This is a genomic window from Corynebacterium curieae (genome assembly GCF_027570035.1).
Taxonomy (GTDB): Bacteria; Actinomycetota; Actinomycetes; order Mycobacteriales; family Mycobacteriaceae; genus Corynebacterium; species Corynebacterium curieae.
In genome coordinates this window covers 68,637-85,118 of record NZ_JAKMUU010000005.1, presented here as the reverse complement: position 1 = coordinate 85,118, position 16,482 = coordinate 68,637, and the positions used below count along the sequence as shown (strand labels likewise).

The 16,482-nt window shown below is 61.2% G+C and carries 14 protein-coding genes and 1 tRNA gene; 8 read left to right on the top strand and 7 right to left on the bottom strand.

Features of this window, described 5'->3' with window-relative positions; translation table 11 throughout:
• Nucleotides 1-5 precede the first annotated feature (5 nt).
• Together L8V01_RS09330 and L8V01_RS09325 are read left to right on the top strand one after the other, a co-directional pair.
• Nucleotides 6-1,235, top strand: coding sequence for a pyridoxal phosphate-dependent aminotransferase (locus L8V01_RS09330; RefSeq protein ID WP_269946794.1), 1,230 nt, complete (start codon nt 6-8; stop codon nt 1,233-1,235).
• 49 nt (nt 1,236-1,284) lie between these two features.
• Entirely contained in the window at nt 1,285-2,547 is a 1,263-nt protein-coding gene (locus L8V01_RS09325; RefSeq protein WP_269946793.1) for a YibE/F family protein, read from the top strand.
• A gap of 87 nt (nt 2,548-2,634) precedes the next feature.
• On the opposite strand, the gene L8V01_RS09320 is transcribed toward L8V01_RS09325, so the two are convergent.
• Nucleotides 2,635-3,963, bottom strand: coding sequence for a UDP-glucose dehydrogenase family protein (locus tag L8V01_RS09320; protein ID WP_269946792.1), 1,329 nt, complete (start codon nt 3,961-3,963; stop codon nt 2,635-2,637).
• A 42-nt stretch (nt 3,964-4,005) separates the two neighbouring features.
• Complete coding sequence (gene dcd / locus L8V01_RS09315) at nt 4,006-4,569, bottom strand: dCTP deaminase (RefSeq protein WP_269946791.1); 564 nt, start codon at nt 4,567-4,569, stop codon at nt 4,006-4,008.
• A 65-nt stretch (nt 4,570-4,634) separates the two neighbouring features.
• Between dcd and L8V01_RS09310 the strand changes: the two genes are divergently transcribed.
• Nucleotides 4,635-4,708, top strand: a tRNA-Gly gene (locus L8V01_RS09310).
• Nucleotides 4,709-4,742: 34 nt separating this feature from the next.
• On the opposite strand, the gene L8V01_RS09305 is transcribed toward L8V01_RS09310, so the two are convergent.
• Genes L8V01_RS09305 through L8V01_RS09295 form a run of 3 tightly spaced genes read right to left on the bottom strand, consistent with a single transcriptional unit; the run spans nt 4,743 to nt 7,939 of the window.
• Nucleotides 4,743-5,042: a hypothetical protein gene (locus tag L8V01_RS09305; RefSeq protein WP_269946790.1), complete on the bottom strand. Its 300-nt coding sequence runs from the start codon at nt 5,040-5,042 to the stop codon at nt 4,743-4,745.
• Between the two features lie 13 nt (nt 5,043-5,055).
• Nucleotides 5,056-6,744 (bottom strand): VanW family protein, encoded by a 1,689-nt coding sequence (locus L8V01_RS09300; protein WP_269946789.1) that lies wholly within the window; start codon nt 6,742-6,744, stop codon nt 5,056-5,058.
• A 34-nt stretch (nt 6,745-6,778) separates the two neighbouring features.
• A complete protein-coding gene (locus L8V01_RS09295; RefSeq protein ID WP_269946788.1) occupies nt 6,779-7,939 on the bottom strand; it encodes a glycoside hydrolase family 3 N-terminal domain-containing protein in 1,161 nt (386 codons plus the stop codon).
• Between the two features lie 58 nt (nt 7,940-7,997).
• Here L8V01_RS09295 and L8V01_RS09290 point away from each other — a divergent pair, with 58 nt between their 5' ends.
• Genes L8V01_RS09290 through L8V01_RS09280 form a run of 3 tightly spaced genes read left to right on the top strand, consistent with a single transcriptional unit; the run spans nt 7,998 to nt 11,795 of the window.
• Entirely contained in the window at nt 7,998-8,504 is a 507-nt protein-coding gene (locus L8V01_RS09290) for a universal stress protein (RefSeq protein ID WP_269946787.1), read from the top strand.
• A gap of 22 nt (nt 8,505-8,526) precedes the next feature.
• Complete coding sequence (locus L8V01_RS09285) at nt 8,527-8,724, top strand: DUF2613 domain-containing protein (RefSeq protein ID WP_005325448.1); 198 nt, start codon at nt 8,527-8,529, stop codon at nt 8,722-8,724.
• 2 nt (nt 8,725-8,726) lie between these two features.
• Nucleotides 8,727-11,795 (top strand): alpha-(1->3)-arabinofuranosyltransferase domain-containing protein, encoded by a 3,069-nt coding sequence (locus L8V01_RS09280; protein ID WP_269946786.1) that lies wholly within the window; start codon nt 8,727-8,729, stop codon nt 11,793-11,795.
• Here the strand turns inward: L8V01_RS09280 and L8V01_RS09275 are convergent.
• Nucleotides 11,716-12,876 (bottom strand): acyltransferase family protein, encoded by a 1,161-nt coding sequence (locus tag L8V01_RS09275; RefSeq protein WP_269946785.1) that lies wholly within the window; start codon nt 12,874-12,876, stop codon nt 11,716-11,718. The genes L8V01_RS09280 and L8V01_RS09275 overlap by 80 nt on opposite strands.
• 9 nt (nt 12,877-12,885) lie before the next feature.
• On the opposite strand from L8V01_RS09275, the gene L8V01_RS09270 reads away from it, so the two are divergent.
• Both L8V01_RS09270 and L8V01_RS09265 read left to right on the top strand, forming a co-directional pair.
• Nucleotides 12,886-14,040: a PorA family protein gene (locus L8V01_RS09270; RefSeq protein ID WP_269946784.1), complete on the top strand. Its 1,155-nt coding sequence runs from the start codon at nt 12,886-12,888 to the stop codon at nt 14,038-14,040.
• The gene (locus L8V01_RS09265; protein ID WP_477100059.1) at nt 14,000-15,448 is read left to right on the top strand and encodes an MmpA family trehalose lipid delivery protein; all 1,449 of its coding nucleotides are present in this window, start codon (nt 14,000-14,002) and stop codon (nt 15,446-15,448) included. Before L8V01_RS09270 ends, L8V01_RS09265 begins: the two co-directional genes overlap by 41 nt.
• Here the strand turns inward: L8V01_RS09265 and L8V01_RS09260 are convergent.
• The gene (locus L8V01_RS09260) at nt 15,363-16,472 is read right to left on the bottom strand and encodes a glycosyltransferase family 4 protein (RefSeq protein ID WP_269946782.1); all 1,110 of its coding nucleotides are present in this window, start codon (nt 16,470-16,472) and stop codon (nt 15,363-15,365) included. The two genes, L8V01_RS09265 and L8V01_RS09260, sit on opposite strands and share 86 nt — an antisense overlap.
• Between the last annotated feature and the right edge of the window lie 10 nt (nt 16,473-16,482).

The following is a 16,482-nucleotide window of genomic DNA, read 5'->3' as shown; positions in this document are numbered from 1 at the left end:
ACCCCATGACTTCTCCGAAACACCGCATTTTTGACCAATCTGACAAGCTCAAGGGCGTCGCGTATGACATTCGCGGCGAGGTCTCTGCGGAAGCGGAACGCATGGAGCTCGATGGCCACACCATCTTGAAACTCAACACCGGAAACCCAGCCGTCTTCGGCTTCGAGGCTCCCGATGTCATCATGCGCGATATGATCGCTGCCCTGCCTACTTCCCAAGGCTATTCCACCTCCAAGGGGATCATTCCGGCTCGTCGGTCCATCGTTACCCGCTACGAGCTGGAGGACTTCCCGCCCTTTGATATCAACGATGTTTTCTTGGGCAATGGCGTCTCAGAGCTCATCAGCATGACCACCCAGGCGCTGCTCAATAACGGCGATGAGGTGCTCATCCCGGCCCCGGATTATCCGTTGTGGACTGCAGCTACGTCTCTGGCGGGCGGCACCCCGGTGCACTACCTATGCGATGAGGAGGATGACTGGAATCCATCCATCGAGGACATCGAGTCCAAGATTACGGATAAAACCAAAGCCATTGTGGTCATTAACCCTAATAACCCCACTGGTGCGGTCTACTCGCGCGAAGTACTGCAGAAGATAGTTAATATCGCCCGCGAGCATAACCTGCTTATCTTGGCCGATGAGATCTATGACCGCATTCTTTACGATGGCGCGCAGCATACCTCCATTGCTTCGCTCGCCCCAGACCTGTTGACCATTACGTTTAATGGCCTGTCCAAGGCCTACCGCGTGTGTGGCTACCGCGCTGGTTGGATGGTCCTCACCGGCCCCAAGCATCACGCCCGTGGCTTCATCGAGGGCCTTGAGCTCCTCGCCGGAACGCGCCTGTGCCCGAACGTCCCAGCGCAGCATGCCATCCAGGTGGCGTTGGGTGGCCGGCAGTCCATCTATGAGCTCACTGGTACTGGCGGGCGTCTGCTGCGGCAGCGCAATATTGCCTATGAAAAGCTCAACGAGATTCCGGGCGTTTCCGCGGTAAAGCCCATGGGCTCGCTCTACCTCTTCCCGCGCTTGGATCCGAATGTGTATGAAATCCATGATGATGCCAAGCTCATGCTGGATATTTTGAAGGCAGAAAAGATCCTCATGGTGCAAGGAACCGGCTTCAATTGGCCCAACCCAGATCACTTCCGCGTGGTCACGCTGCCGTGGGCATCCCAGATTGAAAACGCCATTGAGCGCCTAGGTAACTTCCTTGTGAGCTACAAGCAGTAGTTTTCCCGCCAGTTGCTAATGATAGTGATAATCCCTCACAATAAGGTGCATGGGAAGACATTCTGCAGCAACCAAGCCCCAGCCGGCTTCCGCCTTGTGGAGCCGGCTTTTAACTTCGATAGCTCAAAATCCTTGGCGGATAGGCCTTCTTGGCGCGCTCGCCGCAGCGCTCATAGCTACCGTTGCTGGCTTGGTAATACTTTGGCCCAATAGCCCTGCTAATGAACACACCTCCGCAGAATTTCAGCAAACCTATACGTTCAATCACCCACAGGTAGAGGGCACGGTAGACACGGCCGACCATTCGGCCTGTCAATCAGAACAAACGGGACAGGTCTTTGACACTCCTCCCCTTATCCCCGGCACGGAAGAGATACATTGCGATCGCGCGCTAGTTAAAATCACCTCTGGCGAAGATGCAGGGCACATGACCCAGCTGGTCACCTATGGCAAAGCTGGCGATCCGCAGTTGGAAACCGGCGACAAGATCGTCTTATCCAAGGCTACTGATCCGTCCGGGGCGGTTACCTATGCTTTTGCGGATTATCAGCGCACCGGCAGCCTAATCCTGTGGGCGGTAATCGTCGCCATCGTCGTAATTGCCTTCGGCGCATGGCAGGGAGTACGCGCCATCATCGGCTTGGCGTTTAGCCTTGGCGTAGTCTTTGCGTTCCTTTTGCCTGCGCTTATCGACGCCCATAGTCCCCGCTGGACCGCCCTCGTTTCCTGCGCCGCCATCATCTTGGTCGCCGTACCACTCGTGCACGGGGCAAATTGGAAAGCAGCTTCAGCGGTAGGTGGGTCGCTGCTTGCTCTCATTATCGCGGCATTCCTCGCCTGGGCCACGATTGATACCTCGCAGTTGCAGGGCTACAGCTCCGAAGACAACCTAAAGCTTTTGCTCTACATGCCGGGCGTTTCCATCCTTGGAGTACTCCTGTGCGGTTTCGTGGTCGGTTCCCTTGGCAGCCTCGCCGATGTCGCCGTGGGCCAAGCCTCCACAGTCACCGAGCTCCACGAAGCCGACCCAGACGCGCGCCCAAGAGAACTGTTTCTTTCAGCAATGAAGGTAGGCCGGGATCACATTGCTTCGATGATCTACACACTCATCCTCACCTATACCGGCGCCACGCTTCCGCTCCTTTTGCTCATTACCGCAGCGCAGCGTCCCGCCAGCCAGATGCTTACCAGCGATCTCGTCGCCACCGAGTTACTTCGCTCCGGTGTGGGTGCGATGGCTCTAATCCTCGCAGTGCCGATAACCACGCTTATCGCAGCGTTTACGATTCCGCATAGCCGTGTAGCCGCCTAAAGACGAACTGGCTTAGGCACAAGCGAGAGGGCCGAGCATTGTTCCTAACTGCTCAGCCCTCCGTATCGCTTTTTGGCATAGCCCTAATTAAAGGGTGCGGCCCAAAGCCTCGACCTTCCAACCGGCCTGCTGCCAGTCTGCGACAGGCAGCACATTGCGGCCGTCGATAATGTGCTTATTATCCACGAGCTGGCCCGCTTGCCGCGGATCCAATTCCTTGAACTGCTTCCACTCGGTTGCCAGAATCACCAGCTCTGCCTCGCGCAGGGCGTCGTCAGTGTCTGCAGCATAATCCAGGGTGGGGAATACCTTCTTGGCGTTGTCCATACCCTCTGGGTCATAGACGGAAACTGCTGCACCAGCCAAGGACAGGGAGCCGGCCACGGCAAGGGCGGGCGAATCGCGCACGTCATCGGAATTGGGCTTAAACGCACAACCCAACACGGTTACGCGGTGCCCTAATAGGGAGCCGTTGAAGGCTTCCTTAGCCAAGTCCACCACGCGGTCACGGCGGCGCATATTGATAGCGTCCACTTCGCGCAGGAAGGTCAACGCCTGGTCGGCGCCAAGCTCACCCGCGCGCGCCATGAAGGCGCGAATGTCCTTGGGCAAGCAACCGCCGCCAAAACCGAGGCCAGCACCGAGGAACTTGCGGCCGATGCGCTCGTCGAGCCCAATGGCGTCGGCAAGAGCGGTAACGTCCGCGCCCGCAATCTCGCAGATCTCAGAAACGGCGTTGATAAAGGAAATCTTCGTGGCCAGGAACGCATTGGCGGAGACTTTGACCAGCTCTGCAGTCTGCCAGTCCGTCAGAATAAATGGGGTGTCCTGCGATAGCGGCTTAGCATAGACCTCGCGAGCTACCTCTTCGGCTCGACTTTCATTGTTGGTGTCACCAATGCCGAGGACAATGCGATCTGGGGTAATGGTGTCCTTGACGGCATAGCCTTCGCGCAGGAACTCCGGGTTCCATGCGATTTCCACAGTGGTGCCTTCTGGGGCAAGCTCATTGGCCAGCTCTTGGAGCTCCGCGGCCGTTCCCACCGGAACGGTGGATTTACCAAAGATAATGTGATCACCCTTGAGCTTGGGCACCAGATCCGTAATGACGGCCTTCACGTAGGTCATATCCGCGGCATAGGAACCGCGGCGCTGCGGGGTACCCACGCCCAAAAAGTGCAGGTTGCCGAACTCGGCTGCTTCTTCATAGTCCGTGCTGAAGTCAAGGCGGCCGGCCTCGATATTGCGCTCAAGTACCTCCGGCAAGCCCGGTTCAAAGAACGGAACCTTACCCGATTTAAGAGCAGCAATCTTTTGTTCGTCTACGTCCACGCCTAATACTTCATGGCCAAGCTCGGCCATGCAGGCAGCATGGGTTGCACCCAAGTATCCGGTGCCGATTACAGTCATACGCATAAGACCCCATCTTAGAGGCCCTATGTGAATGCCGGTTTAAGCCTATTGGAAATTCAGGTAAGACTTCGATGGCGTCGGGCCGCGCTGGCCCTGGTACTTCGAACCCAAAGTGCCGGTGCCATAAGGGCTTTCGGCTGGTGAAGTCATCTTGAAGATAGCCAGCTGCCCCACCTTCATGCCCGGCCACAAGGCAATGGGCAGGTTAGCGGTATTAGAAAGCTCCAAGGTGATGTGACCAGAAAAACCTGGATCAATGAAGCCCGCGGTGGAGTGCGTCAACAACCCCAAGCGGCCAAGGGATGACTTGCCCTCTAGGCGGCCAGCCAAGTTTGCCGGCAGGGTGAATTTTTCCAGCGTTGCACCGAGCACGAACTCACCCGGGTGCAGGATGAAGGATTGATCTTCTTCTACCTCCACCAAGGTGGTGAGGTCCGGCATTTCCTCTTTGGGATCGATATGCGTATATCGGGAGTTATTGAAGACACGGAAGTACTTATCCAAACGCACATCTACGGACGAGGGCTGGATGAGCTCGCCGTCGAAAGGCTCGATGCCCAATTCTTCGGCGTCAATGGCGGAGCGGATATCACGATCTGAAAGAAGCACGGCCCCAATTCTACTCATGCCGAGGGCCGCGGTGTATAGTAGGCCGGAGCGCACAAACGCGCAGTGCCGACGTAGTTTAATGGTAGAACTACAGCTTCCCAAGCTGTTGGCGCGGGTTCGATTCCCGTCGTCGGCTCCAAATTTTTTGGGGGAAGTTTCGGGGCACCTTCGTTCTATGCTTTCGTGCTTAGCCACTGGGCAAGTTCTTTTTGTGCCCGTTCTACCCCGCCTGGATAGTGTGCTTCCAACTCTGCGGCGGCTGGTTGAAAGAACTTCTCCGTGAGCGCGGCAAGATCGCGCTCAGGAACAGTGCCGCGGATGTCATCTAGCGGGGCGCGGAACGTCACCCCACAATCGGTGCGGAGCTGATATCCGCGCCAGTCTTCGCTGTAGATGCGAAGCTCTGCCCCACGCAGGTTGGACTCAATGACCACGTTGCCGAATATGAGCGTAGTAAGGGTTAGCTCTTCCATGACGCCGAGTCTACTAGCCGCAGCGGACGATGGGCTGCGGGTCGTAGACCGTGGTGGTGGTCTCGCGGGAGAGCTCCTTGCCGCCTAGGTCCTTGATGATGCGGGTATCGGACGTCGTAAAGCCTGGCGCACCAGAGGAAGGCGAGCAGTCGCTGCCTGGGACGGACATGGGCTGCGGGTCGGTATTGGCCCAACGGCCGTTGTTCACAGACTCGACGTCGACAGTCTTGGTGCCCTTCAGGCGCACGGTAATCTTGCCGCCGCCGAAGTCTGTCTCGATGCGGACCGGGGTATTGAAGGTATTGGTGAACTGCAGATCGATGGCGCCCTCGTACACGGTGGCCTCGCGTCCGGCCGGGTAGCGGGAAATGTAGTACGAGTGCGGGGTGTGGGCGGTATCTTCCATGCCCGCAAAGTAGGCAGCGTTGTACAAAGTGGTGGCGAACTGGGAAATGCCGCCACCCACGGCGGACCCGGAGTGGCCATCAATAATGATGCCGGACTCAACGTAGCCTTGCGCCGTGCCGCGAGGGCCCGTGTAGCCGTTGAGGGAGAAGGTCTCTCCCGGGTTGACCACGGCGCCGTTGACCTGCTGGGCCACCAGCTCGATGTTCTTGCCGGAAGCAGCGGAGTAGCCCTCGGTGGTGAACTCGCCCACGGTGTCGTTGAAGGTCGCCTTCTTGGCATCTTCGGTGGTGAACTCTGCCGGGTCCGGCTTGTAAGTAGCATCCCACTCGCGGTCATCGCTGGTCACGCGCTTGTCAAAGTCCTTCATGGTCGGTCCCCAGTCGATGATCTCGCCATCCTCGGACGGGGTGACCTGCTTGTCGTTGCCGTTAAAGGAAACCTTGGCGTTCACGCCGGGGACATCGGCACCCTCGGAGCGCTCGGCTAGTAGCTCCTGCGCGCGGTTGGTATCCACGGCGAGTTTGAGCTTGCCGTCCTTCTTTTCAATGCTGGTGAACTGGGAAATCTCCGGCTTATTCAGGGTAGCGGTGACATTATTTTTGGCTTTCAAGGTAATGGGATTATCCAGCGCCTTGGCGGCATCGCCGGTGCGCATGGCCTCGATGGCCGCATCATTGATGGCTGGTTCTACCTCTTCTGGGTCCACTTTCACGCCCTCGGAATCGAGCCAATTATCCGTGACCGCGTTGTGCAAGGAGCCGGCATCTACGGTTTGGCCAAGCTTAGGGTCGGTGACCTTGAGTTCGCCGTTGTTGAGCTCCAGCATGCCATCGACAGGCTCGGTGGATAGATCCTTCTTCACGCGGTCCAAGGCCGGCTGCAGCTGGGCCTCGTCCACGTTGGTTTCTACCGGAATGTCCCGGGTGGAACGGAAAAAGCTATACAGGCGGGTGAAGGGATTGAGGGAAGGCTCCGCAATATTGTCCACGGCGCGCTGGTTATCCAGCGCAAGGCCAGACTCGGAAGGAACGAGTTCTGTGTGGAGGTCGCCGGAGGTGACGCTCACAGGCTCGGTTTCTACACCCGCGAGCTCGTCTTCGAGCTTCTCCACGGCTGCGGTGCGATCCATGGCGGAGATGTCCACGCCGTTGACGGAGACGGCGCGCGGAATCTTGTCCTGGTTTGCCGCGACATCCCAGGCATAAGCAATGCCCGCGATCAGGACAAGGCCGACAAATACACCAAGCGCGATGAGCCAGCCTTTAGCACCGTTTTTTCCTTCTGCCTTCTTCACGCCTTAAAGGTTAACGGTTTTAGTAGCACTTTTCCTAGTCGTGTGCAGCCTCAGGTACAGCATCGGTGGGTGGAACGCTGACATGGCGGGCCGCGTCCTCAAGGCGTTCGAGCGGCAGGCGGCCCTCGTCGACGGCGCCGACGACGGCGTCGATCACCGCGTTAATGTCGCCGTCGGTGGACCACAGGGGCATATCGGCGCCGGCATTGAGGGAGGTCACGACGGCGTCGGCAAGCGGGAGCGAATCCGCAATTGCCTTCATACCGCCAATATCATCTGTATAAATAGGGCCGTCGTAGCGCAATACATCGCGGGCCAAGCCATAAGCCTCCGGCAGCATGGATGCGGGCGTCTGGCCATCGCCGAGGCTGGGTACGGCAAGGTGCCCCATCATGAGGGCGGCATTAGGCGCTTGGGGAAGAGCGGTCTTAAAGGGAATGAACTCGTGTCCTTCTAGTTCTTCTAGCGGCGGGGTAACGGCCTCAGCAAGGTGGGTATCGCCAGAGGCGCGGCCGTGACCCGGGAAATGCTTGAATACGGCCTTGACCCCGGCGGAATCCAGCCCGCGTGCAAAGGCCGCGCCATACTCGCCTGCTTGGGCTGGATCGGTGGAAAAGGAACGATCGCCCACAACTTCCAGGCCGTTGCCATCGACGTCGAGCACCGGCGCGAAGTCCACGTTAATGCCATGCGCCTTAAGGCTCGTACCAATCTCGTGCGCGAGCTCCTCCACTTCTTGCGGAGAGCGCTCGGCCGCCATCTGTTGTGGTGCGGGATACTCGCCCAAAATCTCCGAGAAACGTTGCACGCGCCCGCCCTCAAAATCGATAGAGACCGCAAAGTCGCGGCCTACTTCCTGACGCAGGGCATTAATATCGCGGCCCTCTTCTTGGAGCAGGTTTGGATCCGCCCAGCTAGGGATAAAGATTCCGCCCACTCCGGCATCCAACTTGGCCTTAGCATCGTCGTAGTTGGTGACTGGGGGCATCAGCACGGAAGCAGCCATGGCGTGGATGTCCTGCTGCGGGACTTCTTCCTGCGACGTCTCTTCTTGCGTCTCGTGCGTCGCGGCAGCTGAGCTCGACGTGGCCGCGGTGGTGGAGTCCTGGCCCTCATTGTCCTTCTGGGCGGAGGTGGAGCAGGCGCCCAGGGCCGTCACGAGGGCGAGGCTGGCGAGAATGCGCGGAGTTTTCATGCCTTCTAGTGTGCAATATTCCTCGCGTTCTGTCTGAAGCGGTGGGTAGACTAGTGACATGAGTAACGGCGAGACAATGCTAATTGCCTACGATGGCACCGAACGAGCCGGCCGCGCCCTCGAGTACGCGGCCCAGCTGCTGCGCCCTACCACGGTGGAAATCCTCACCGCCTGGGAACCGGTAGCCCGGCAGACCGCACGCACCGTCAGCCGCACCGGAATGCACCAGTCCACCGTCTCCCCGGACCGCGTCGAGGAGGATCCGGCCTATGAGGAGGCTCTGAAGATTTGTCGCCAAGGCATCGAGCTGGCCGAAAGCTTGGGCCTAGCCGGCCGCGCCCACTTGGTGGAATCCGCTACCACCATCTCCTCCGCCATCATTGATGCCGCGCACGAGCTGGACGTGGACGTCATCGTCACCGGCACCCGCGCCCTGACCGGCTTCCGCGCCTGGTGGACCAACTCCACCGCAGACCAGATTGTGCGCAATGCCGGCCTCCCCGTCTTTATCGTGCCGCAGGAAAACGAAGATGACGCGGACGACGATGAGGCCGAATACTTCTAAATAGCTGCTAATATCTTTAGCCATGGCTCTGGAAACCGATTCTTTGAACAAGCGCACCCTTGGCCCCGCCATCGGTAGCGCTGTTGTGGGCATCGCGCTCGGCGTCATCACCATCATCGGCATCGCACAATTCTCCGGCACCGATACCGTGCCGGAAGGCAATGCGGTTTCTGCCTCCGATGCGGTTTTGGGCGGCCCTGAGTACGGATCCCGCAACTAGGTGTGAGTACCCTCCGCGGGCGGCTTGCCCGCCCCTACCCGCTGGGGATTCTTGCCCTAGCACTCATCCTCCTCGTGCAGCCGTGGGGGCTGACGGCGGCCGATACCAAGCATGATCTGGCGGCCGATCCGCTGCACTTTCTCCGCGGGGCGCTAAGCGCCTATACGGATACCTTTACCCTGGGACAGCTGCAGAATCAGGCCTATGGCTACCTCTTTCCCCAGGGCCCATTCTTCGTTTTAACCCAGCCCCTGCCCGATTGGGTGGCCCAGCGCTTGTGGTGGTTGCTGGTATTGGGCGTCGGCTTCACCGGCTTCCATAAGCTCGCTTGCAAGGTGGGCCTGCGTGGCTGGTGGGTCTGGGTGGCAGCGATGCTCTACGCGCTCTCGCCTCGCGCGCTTTCTACCCTGACCGCCATTTCTTCTGAGACCTGGCCGGTCATGCTCGCTCCCTGGGTTATCCTGCCCTTCCTCAATGCCAAGCTCACGTGGCGCGATGCCGCCGCGGCCACCATCCCCGTGGCGCTGATGGGGGCGGTCAATGCCACGGCCACCATCGCGGCGTGTATCCCGGCCGCAGTAATCCTGCTCTACCGCCGCGCCTTCAAACCGGGCGCGGCCTGGCTCTTAGGGTGCCTGGCGGTATCGGCGTGGTGGATCGGCCCGCTCGTCGTGCTTGGCCGCTATGCCCCGCCGTTTACGGAATTCATCGAATCCGCCCGCGTGACCACGCGCTGGCTTAACTTGCCAGAGATCCTGCGCGGAACCACGAGTTGGACGCCGTTTGTAGATACCGAGCGCGTGGCCGGCTACGAGCTAGCCACCGAGTCCTTCTTCGTGCTCGTCACCATGGGCATCGCAGCCGTGGGCATGTATGGGCTCACCAAGCTGCCGCGCGTGTGGTCCATAGTCTTGGTGGTGGGCATCGCAGTGCTGGGCTGCCAGGCGGCGTGGTATCTCGATGCGCTCGATGGCCCGCTGGCAGCGCTGCGCAACCTGCATAAATTCGATCCGCTGGTGCGCATCCCCCTGCTTTTGGGCGTGGCGCGCGCCTGCGCGAACCTGCCGCTGCCAAGAAACTTGCGCCCCAGCAAGAAGCAGACGCTAGGCGCACTGACGCTGCTGTTGTGCATCGCAGTGGTTTCCCCGGCGTGGTCGCAGCGCTTACTGCCGCTGGGTGCTTATAAGGAGGTGCCTTCCTACTGGCAGGAGGCAACGGACTTTATCAATACCCACGCCGCCGATACCCGCACCCTTATCTACCCAGAGGCGTCCTTTGCCCGGCAGACCTGGGGATGGACGCGTGACGAGCCGGCCCAGCCGCTGCTCGATGTCCCCTGGGCCGTGCGCGATGCCATTCCACTTGTGCCCCCAGAGGCAATCCGCGGGCTCGACGGCGTAATGGCCGCACTCAAGGAGGATCCGGCCACCGGCGTGCGCTCCCTTCAACGCTTGGGCATCGGCGCGGTCATGGTGCGCCATGATCTCTTCACTGGGGAGGACGATGCCCTAGCCAGCGAGTTTGGCGGCGAGGTCCATCGCTTCGGCGAGGTCGATGTCATCCTGCTCAACCACACCGGCATGTCCTTAGGGCCCACGGACCCAGTGCGCGTGGCCGGCGGCGGGGAAGCCTTGGCGCTTCTCGACGCCCACTCCACCCCCACCACCCGACAGCTCGTCGATCGCGACGCCGATATCGTCACCGATACCCCGGCGCTCACGGACCGCAACTACGGCACCCTCGATGGCCCCATCTCCGCGCCCTTGGCGGCAGACGATCCCCGCCACGTGAATAACCGCCTGCGCGATTATCCCTCCGCTGGGCCGCTTACCCAGGTGGAAACCCACGGTGGTTCCGTGGCGGTTTCTTCCTCGGCGGCCGATGCCACGGCCTTTGGCGGCGCGCAGCCGCAAAAATCCGCCACGGCCGCGGTGGATGGGGAAAACTCCACCGCTTGGTGGCCCGCGCCGGGCGATGACTCCGGGTGGATTGAACTACGCGGCTCTTTCACTCAACCGCGTCTCAAGCTCATGGCCACCAGCGCCACCACGGTGACCGTGCGCTCTGGCAGCGCCGCAGTAGACGTGGACTTGCAGGCCTTCCGTTCACATGAGGTCCGCGTTCCCGGCGGCGATACCGAGGCCATCCGCGTGGAGCTATCCCACCGCACCGGCATCGCGGAGCTAGGGGTGAAGGGTCAACCGGTTGAGCGCGTGGTGACCGTGCCGGATACCTCCCCTGACGTGCACCAATTCTTCTTCCAGCACATGCTGCAGGATACCGGCGTACTCATCCGCGATTTCACGGCACCGCGCCCGATGCGGGTGACGGTGGACTCCACCAAGCCCGTGCTTATCGACGCCCACCGCTACTCCCCCGGCGATTCCCTCACCCTTACTCCTGGCACGCACCGCGTGCGCACCACTGGGCCGTGGGTAAGCCTGCGCGAGGTGGGGTGGCAACCTGCGGGTTCCTCCGAGCCCACTGGGTACTCGATCGAGGCCGCTGACGAAGATCGTCTCCTGGTCACCGGTCGCGCCTTTAATAAGGGACTGCGCGGATATCTGGGCGAGGAAGAGCTCGCCTCGCGCGAGATCGATGCCGCCACCCAAGCTTTCGTCGTCCCAGCCGGCCGCTCCGGCGACTTCCGCCTGACCTTTGCCGCCCAGCCGATCTACCGCGCCACCCTCCTCTTCGGCGGCGCGCTCGGGCTACTTGCCCTCGGCCTGTGCATCTTGGCGGCCATGCGGCGCCCGTCCCGGCCCACTTGGCACGCGCCGCGCGGCGGCGCAGCCTCGGCCGTGGTTGCACTCGGCGCGCTGGGCCTGACCGGCTGGCCAGCCGCGGTGGCGGCCGTGGCCACCTGGTTGGTGGTGCGTTGGACTACCATTCCGCGCGCCTACCTCGCGCCCGGTGTCGTGGCTGCGGCCGGGGCCATCCTTGCCCGCGCGCCGTGGACATCAGGTTCCTATGCGGGCGATTCGCTCCTGCTTAGCTGCTTGTGTGCCGCGGGCGTGGCCTGTCTTTTCGTTTCCGACCGAGGAGAAGATGCCGGCCGGGACGCTCAATGAGCGTATAGCTCGCGGCCGAGACCACCACGGTGGCCGCCACTGTTACGGCCAGAATCACCCAAAAATCCAGTGGCTTTCCGCTAAAGAGCGGTACCCCGGTAAGGGGGAAAGCCAGCCCCAAGATGGCCACATGCCACAGGAAAATGGAATAAGACCACGCGCCCAGTGCCTGCATAAGCGGACTGGTCAGCCAGGACTTGTCCCGCGGAGCAAGCGCTACTGGCACCACTACACATGCGGCAAAGGCCGCACCCGCAATGATGCGGCGGGAAAATTCCGCGGGTTCTGGATGGATGAGTCCCTGCGGCCCAAACCACTCACGGCTAGCAACCCACAGCACGGCCACGGCCGCAAGCCACCATGCCCAACGTGGTTGCAGCACGCGCTGCACGCGCCGGCCGATTCCGGCTTCTTCGCATTCGGCGGCCACCATTCCCACGGCAAACCAGGAGGCGTACGCCGGCGGCCAAATCTGGGAATTGACCTGATCCTTGGCGTAATCGGCCACAAAGGGTACAAATCCCCACGCCCAGCTGACCACTCCGCCCAGCACGATGACTGCTATCCGCCAACGCCGCGGTAGCGCCCCAAGAAGCCACACCAGCAAAGGCAAAGCAAGGTAGAAGAAAAACTCCACGCACAGCGACCACAGGTGGGTAAGCCCTGGTGCTAACCCGTCCACCACATAAATCTGGGTGGAGGTGAGGTTGCTAAACAGCTGGGTAAGGGTGAGCGAGTGGGCGTCGGGAAGCAGGAGCATCACCGCCACCACGCAGGCATAATAAGCCGGCAACAGACGCGCCACGCGCGAGCGCGCGTAGCCGGATAAGGTGTGCAGGCCGCGGCGGCGCCACAGCAGGAAGGCGCTGAGGGCAAAGAAAACGGCGACAAAATAGTCGAAGCGCCCCGCAAAGCCCCACCCAGTTCCGGTCTGAAAAGACACGTGGGTGACAATGATTCCAAGGGAGGCGACCGCGCGTAGACTGTCTAGCTCCGGCAGATGCTGGGGTACGCTTTTCACAGATGCCTGCGGCTGCACGCTTGCTCCTAACCCCGAATCGACCTGAAACTGATTGGACATATTACTGCAATGAAACGCTACCTTTGGCCACGCTCGCCACTGGCGTGGGTTGTCATTGCCGCCGTCATTTTCTTAGTGCTGGGCACCGTAGTGCCGCCACTGTATAACAATCAGACTCGCCCGCTCGCCTTCGACCAAAACATCAATACCGTCACCGCGCCGTCTGCCGGCGTGTGGATGGAAGCGCCCGAGTTCATCGCCGGCGCCAAAGCTACTGGCGATAGCCAAGACCCACAGTGTCAGGAAAAGAAGGCACCCATCTGGTGCTACCTGCACCATGACCTTCTCACTTTCGAGCGCAACACCACTACCTCTGAAGTGGCAGAAGATGATGCGCTCGCTCAATCCGATTCTCTATCTCGCCTGCTCGCCGGCGATACTCCCCTCGCCCAAATCACCGAGCACTCCGTGTTGAACCGCGAATCCACCTACCCGGTGGCTGCCCCGAAGGATAAGTGGGAATTCATCCTGCCGGCCTTAGATACGGGCATGGCACGCACCGATTTCGAGCGAGATGGAATTAACTACTTCTTTCCCTCCGGAACCGAGCAACGCTCCTATCCCTTTTTCGATCTGGCCGCGCAAGCCTCTACGGCGGTGGACTTCACCACCACGGAGAAGCTCGACGGTATTCCTACCTATTCCTTCCACCACGATATCCAGCCGCTTTCCTTGGCTGATATGCGCAAAAATATCACCACCGAAGTCGATACCGGCACCGGAAATCAGCAACTAACGGTCGAGGACTTCCGCTTGTCTGGCCCGGCTAAGCGTTTTTACGATGCCGAATCGCGCCAACTTTTAGGCCTCGACGCCAACTCCCGAGTAACGGTAGAGCCTTTCTACACCGTCGGCCGCGATATCTCCGTGGAACCCACCACCGGCACCATTGTGGACATGCGGGAGAATATCAAGATTTTCTTCGCCGCCGACGAAAAACAAGCCGGCACCATGGTGGCCAATGACGATACGGAGGATCGCTCCCTCTTCGCCGCTGATATGCGCTGGTCCGATGACACCCGTGCAGAGCGCCTCGATGAGGTGCGCCCCGTGATTCGCACCATCCGTGCCCTGATGGTAGTTGGCTGGGCAGGCAAAGCCATCGGCGTTGGTCTATTGCTCTGTGCCGCCTATATGTACATGCGCCGTCATCGTGAAGGCTAGGAGTCTTTTCCTCCTCGCATGGGGCGTAATACTCGTGGGCGCGGTGTGTTGGCCTTTCGTCCTGCCCGGCGAGTTTCTATGGCGCGATATGGCGCTGCTTGACCATCCGGCGCTTTCCCCTTCTGCTTTTGGCGGCGGGAGTTTGCCCGCCCGCAACGCTCCCCAAGACGGCTTCTTGGCCCTGGTAGGCGGTGCGTGGGCGGCAAGGGTGTTGATTTTTACCGCCGCCGCGTCCTCCGCGCTCACGGCGGCGCATTGGGCGCGATCCACGGCCTCCGCGGTGAGCGCGATGGCGGTGGGGGTGGCCAATCCCTTCGTCATCGAGCGCCTCCTGCAGGGCCAGTGGTCACTTGCGGTTGCTGCGTGGCTACTGCCGGTCATCGCGTGGGCCGGAAAGCAGCGCAGCTGGGTGGCATGGCTGGCTATGTGGGCAGCTTCGCTTACCCCCACGGGTGGACTCTTTGCCGTGGTGACCGCGGCGATAACCTGCCGGAAGCGGGTGGCGCTTGGCGGCGCGATCTTGTGCTTGCCGTGGGCCATTCCGGGTATCTTTCATCCCGCTGCTCCTGGCGATACTGCGGCGGCGGTAGCCGCGTTTAGCCCGCGCGCGGAAGGATACGTAGGCACCGGCGGCGCGCTGCTGCGCCTGGGCGGCATCTGGAATTCGGAGGCTGCAATCGGCCTAGCGATATGCGGCGTCATCGTGGCGGTCATCGCCCTACTTGGGGCGTGGCGGGTTCCCGTGCGGTTAAGCGTCCTCGCGGCGATTGGTCTCGGCGGGGCGATGTTCTTCTGGCTGGTTCCCGGCGCGCTGGTGTGGTCCATTGATCACATACCGGGGGCGGCGCTGCTGCGCGATAGCGGGAAGCTGACTATGTTGGCGTTGCCGCTCTATGTGGCCTCACTAGGCGCGCTGCCGAACCTGCCGACGGCGCTGGCAACCGTGGCCGCGGCCGTACAACTGATTCCGGTTCCAAGACAGCTTGCGGTGCTCGCGCCGCGGGATACGGGAGTAGATAAGCAACTAGTGCGCGAGATCGACGGCCGCGTGGCCTTCTTCCCGGACCGCGCCAACCTCGTGGAGGTTCCCGGCGGTGTGGCTGTAGATCCCTATTCCAAAGCGGTGGCCATGGTGGAATCGGGGGAATTAAGCGTGGATGGCACTGTGGTGGACCAAGCCTCACCGCAATACCGCGCGGCGCTGCGCGCGTGGAATGCGCACGATATGGACCGGCTGGCCGAAATCGGCGTCGGTGTGGTCGTGGTGGACGGTGCCATTGCCGCGGAAACGGGCGCGCCGCGGCCGCAGGTTCCGTGGGCTCTTACCGCGCTGTGGATGGCTGGTCCGCTACTAGCCCTTGCAGCAATTCCGCGAATTGCTCGCCGGTCTTCTCCCACGAGAAGCTAGCGGCAAAATCGTGCGCGTTGGAGCCGAGGGTGTGGCGAAGTGGGGCGTCGGCAAGCAGCTGCTTGGTGGCCGCCACGAAGTCTTCCTCGCGCTCTACCAGGATGCCGGTCTCGCCGTTAATTACACTATCTCGCAGGCCAAACGTATATCCAACGGCGGGAACTCCATGTTGGGCCGCCTCCATTACTGCTAGTCCCCACCCCTCTTTGCGCGAGGGCATGAGCAGGGCATCGGCACGGGCGAGCAATGCGTGCTTATAGTCCTCGGTCACCTGGCCGCGGAAGCGCACGCGATCGCTTACCCCATGCTCCTCGGCATAGGCACGCAGGTTAGCCTCCCACCAGCCGGAGCCGATGACGTCCAGGACCGCGCCCGGGGTCTGCGCCACCGTATCCATGGCATGCTCAATCTGTTTATGAGGCACCAGGCGCGAAAGCGTGACCAGGTGCACCTCGGACTCTCGTTCCAGGGAAGGAACGTGGTCCGGAACCGGGTCCAGGCCATTGGCGATGATGTGCGCGCCCTTAATACCCAGCGCCTCCAAATCCTCGCGGGAAGCCTCGGACACGGTGACATAGGGCGCGCCGCGATAGACCCGCGGGGCCACGCGGGACTCAAGGAACCAACCAAGCCGACCCAAGAGGGGACCCGCCACCGGCCACTGCTCGCGATGGCAGTGGTGGGTAAGCAGCACCGTCGGTGCGCCAGAAACCAAGCGAGCAAAGAAAGGGATGCCGTTTTGGGTATCGATTACCGCATCCACACCGCGCAGATCGCCCAGTCCTAGGCGGCCAGCCAGCATCGCCGCCCAGGCACGCGGATACACGCCGAACTTGGCGCCACCGCGGCTATAGCGCACGCCGTCGCGCACCTCACGGTGGGCGGCATTCATGTGCTTGGAGGTGCGAAAGACCACCTCGTGGCCCTGGGCTGCCAGGTACTCGCCCACGCGCTCCAAATAGCGCTCCGAGCCACCACCCTGCGGGTGGGTGGAATCGCGCCAGCAAAGTAAAAGAATCTTCATCGTGAGGTAT

Bases quoted from the DNA above. Each gene is read 5' to 3' on its own strand.
- L8V01_RS09330 (WP_269946794.1), top strand. From the start codon at position 6: ATGACTTCTCCGAAACACCGCATTTTTGACCAATCTGACAAGCTCAAG.
- L8V01_RS09325 (WP_269946793.1), top strand. From the start codon at position 1,285: ATGGGAAGACATTCTGCAGCAACCAAGCCCCAGCCGGCTTCCGCCTTG.
- L8V01_RS09320 (WP_269946792.1), bottom strand. From the start codon at position 3,963: ATGCGTATGACTGTAATCGGCACCGGATACTTGGGTGCAACCCATGCT.
- L8V01_RS09305 (WP_269946790.1), bottom strand. From the start codon at position 5,042: ATGGAAGAGCTAACCCTTACTACGCTCATATTCGGCAACGTGGTCATT.
- L8V01_RS09295 (WP_269946788.1), bottom strand. From the start codon at position 7,939: ATGAAAACTCCGCGCATTCTCGCCAGCCTCGCCCTCGTGACGGCCCTG.
- L8V01_RS09290 (WP_269946787.1), top strand. From the start codon at position 7,998: ATGAGTAACGGCGAGACAATGCTAATTGCCTACGATGGCACCGAACGA.
- L8V01_RS09285 (WP_005325448.1), top strand. From the start codon at position 8,527: ATGGCTCTGGAAACCGATTCTTTGAACAAGCGCACCCTTGGCCCCGCC.
- L8V01_RS09275 (WP_269946785.1), bottom strand. From the start codon at position 12,876: ATGTCCAATCAGTTTCAGGTCGATTCGGGGTTAGGAGCAAGCGTGCAG.
- L8V01_RS09270 (WP_269946784.1), top strand. From the start codon at position 12,886: ATGAAACGCTACCTTTGGCCACGCTCGCCACTGGCGTGGGTTGTCATT.
- L8V01_RS09260 (WP_269946782.1), bottom strand. From the start codon at position 16,472: ATGAAGATTCTTTTACTTTGCTGGCGCGATTCCACCCACCCGCAGGGT.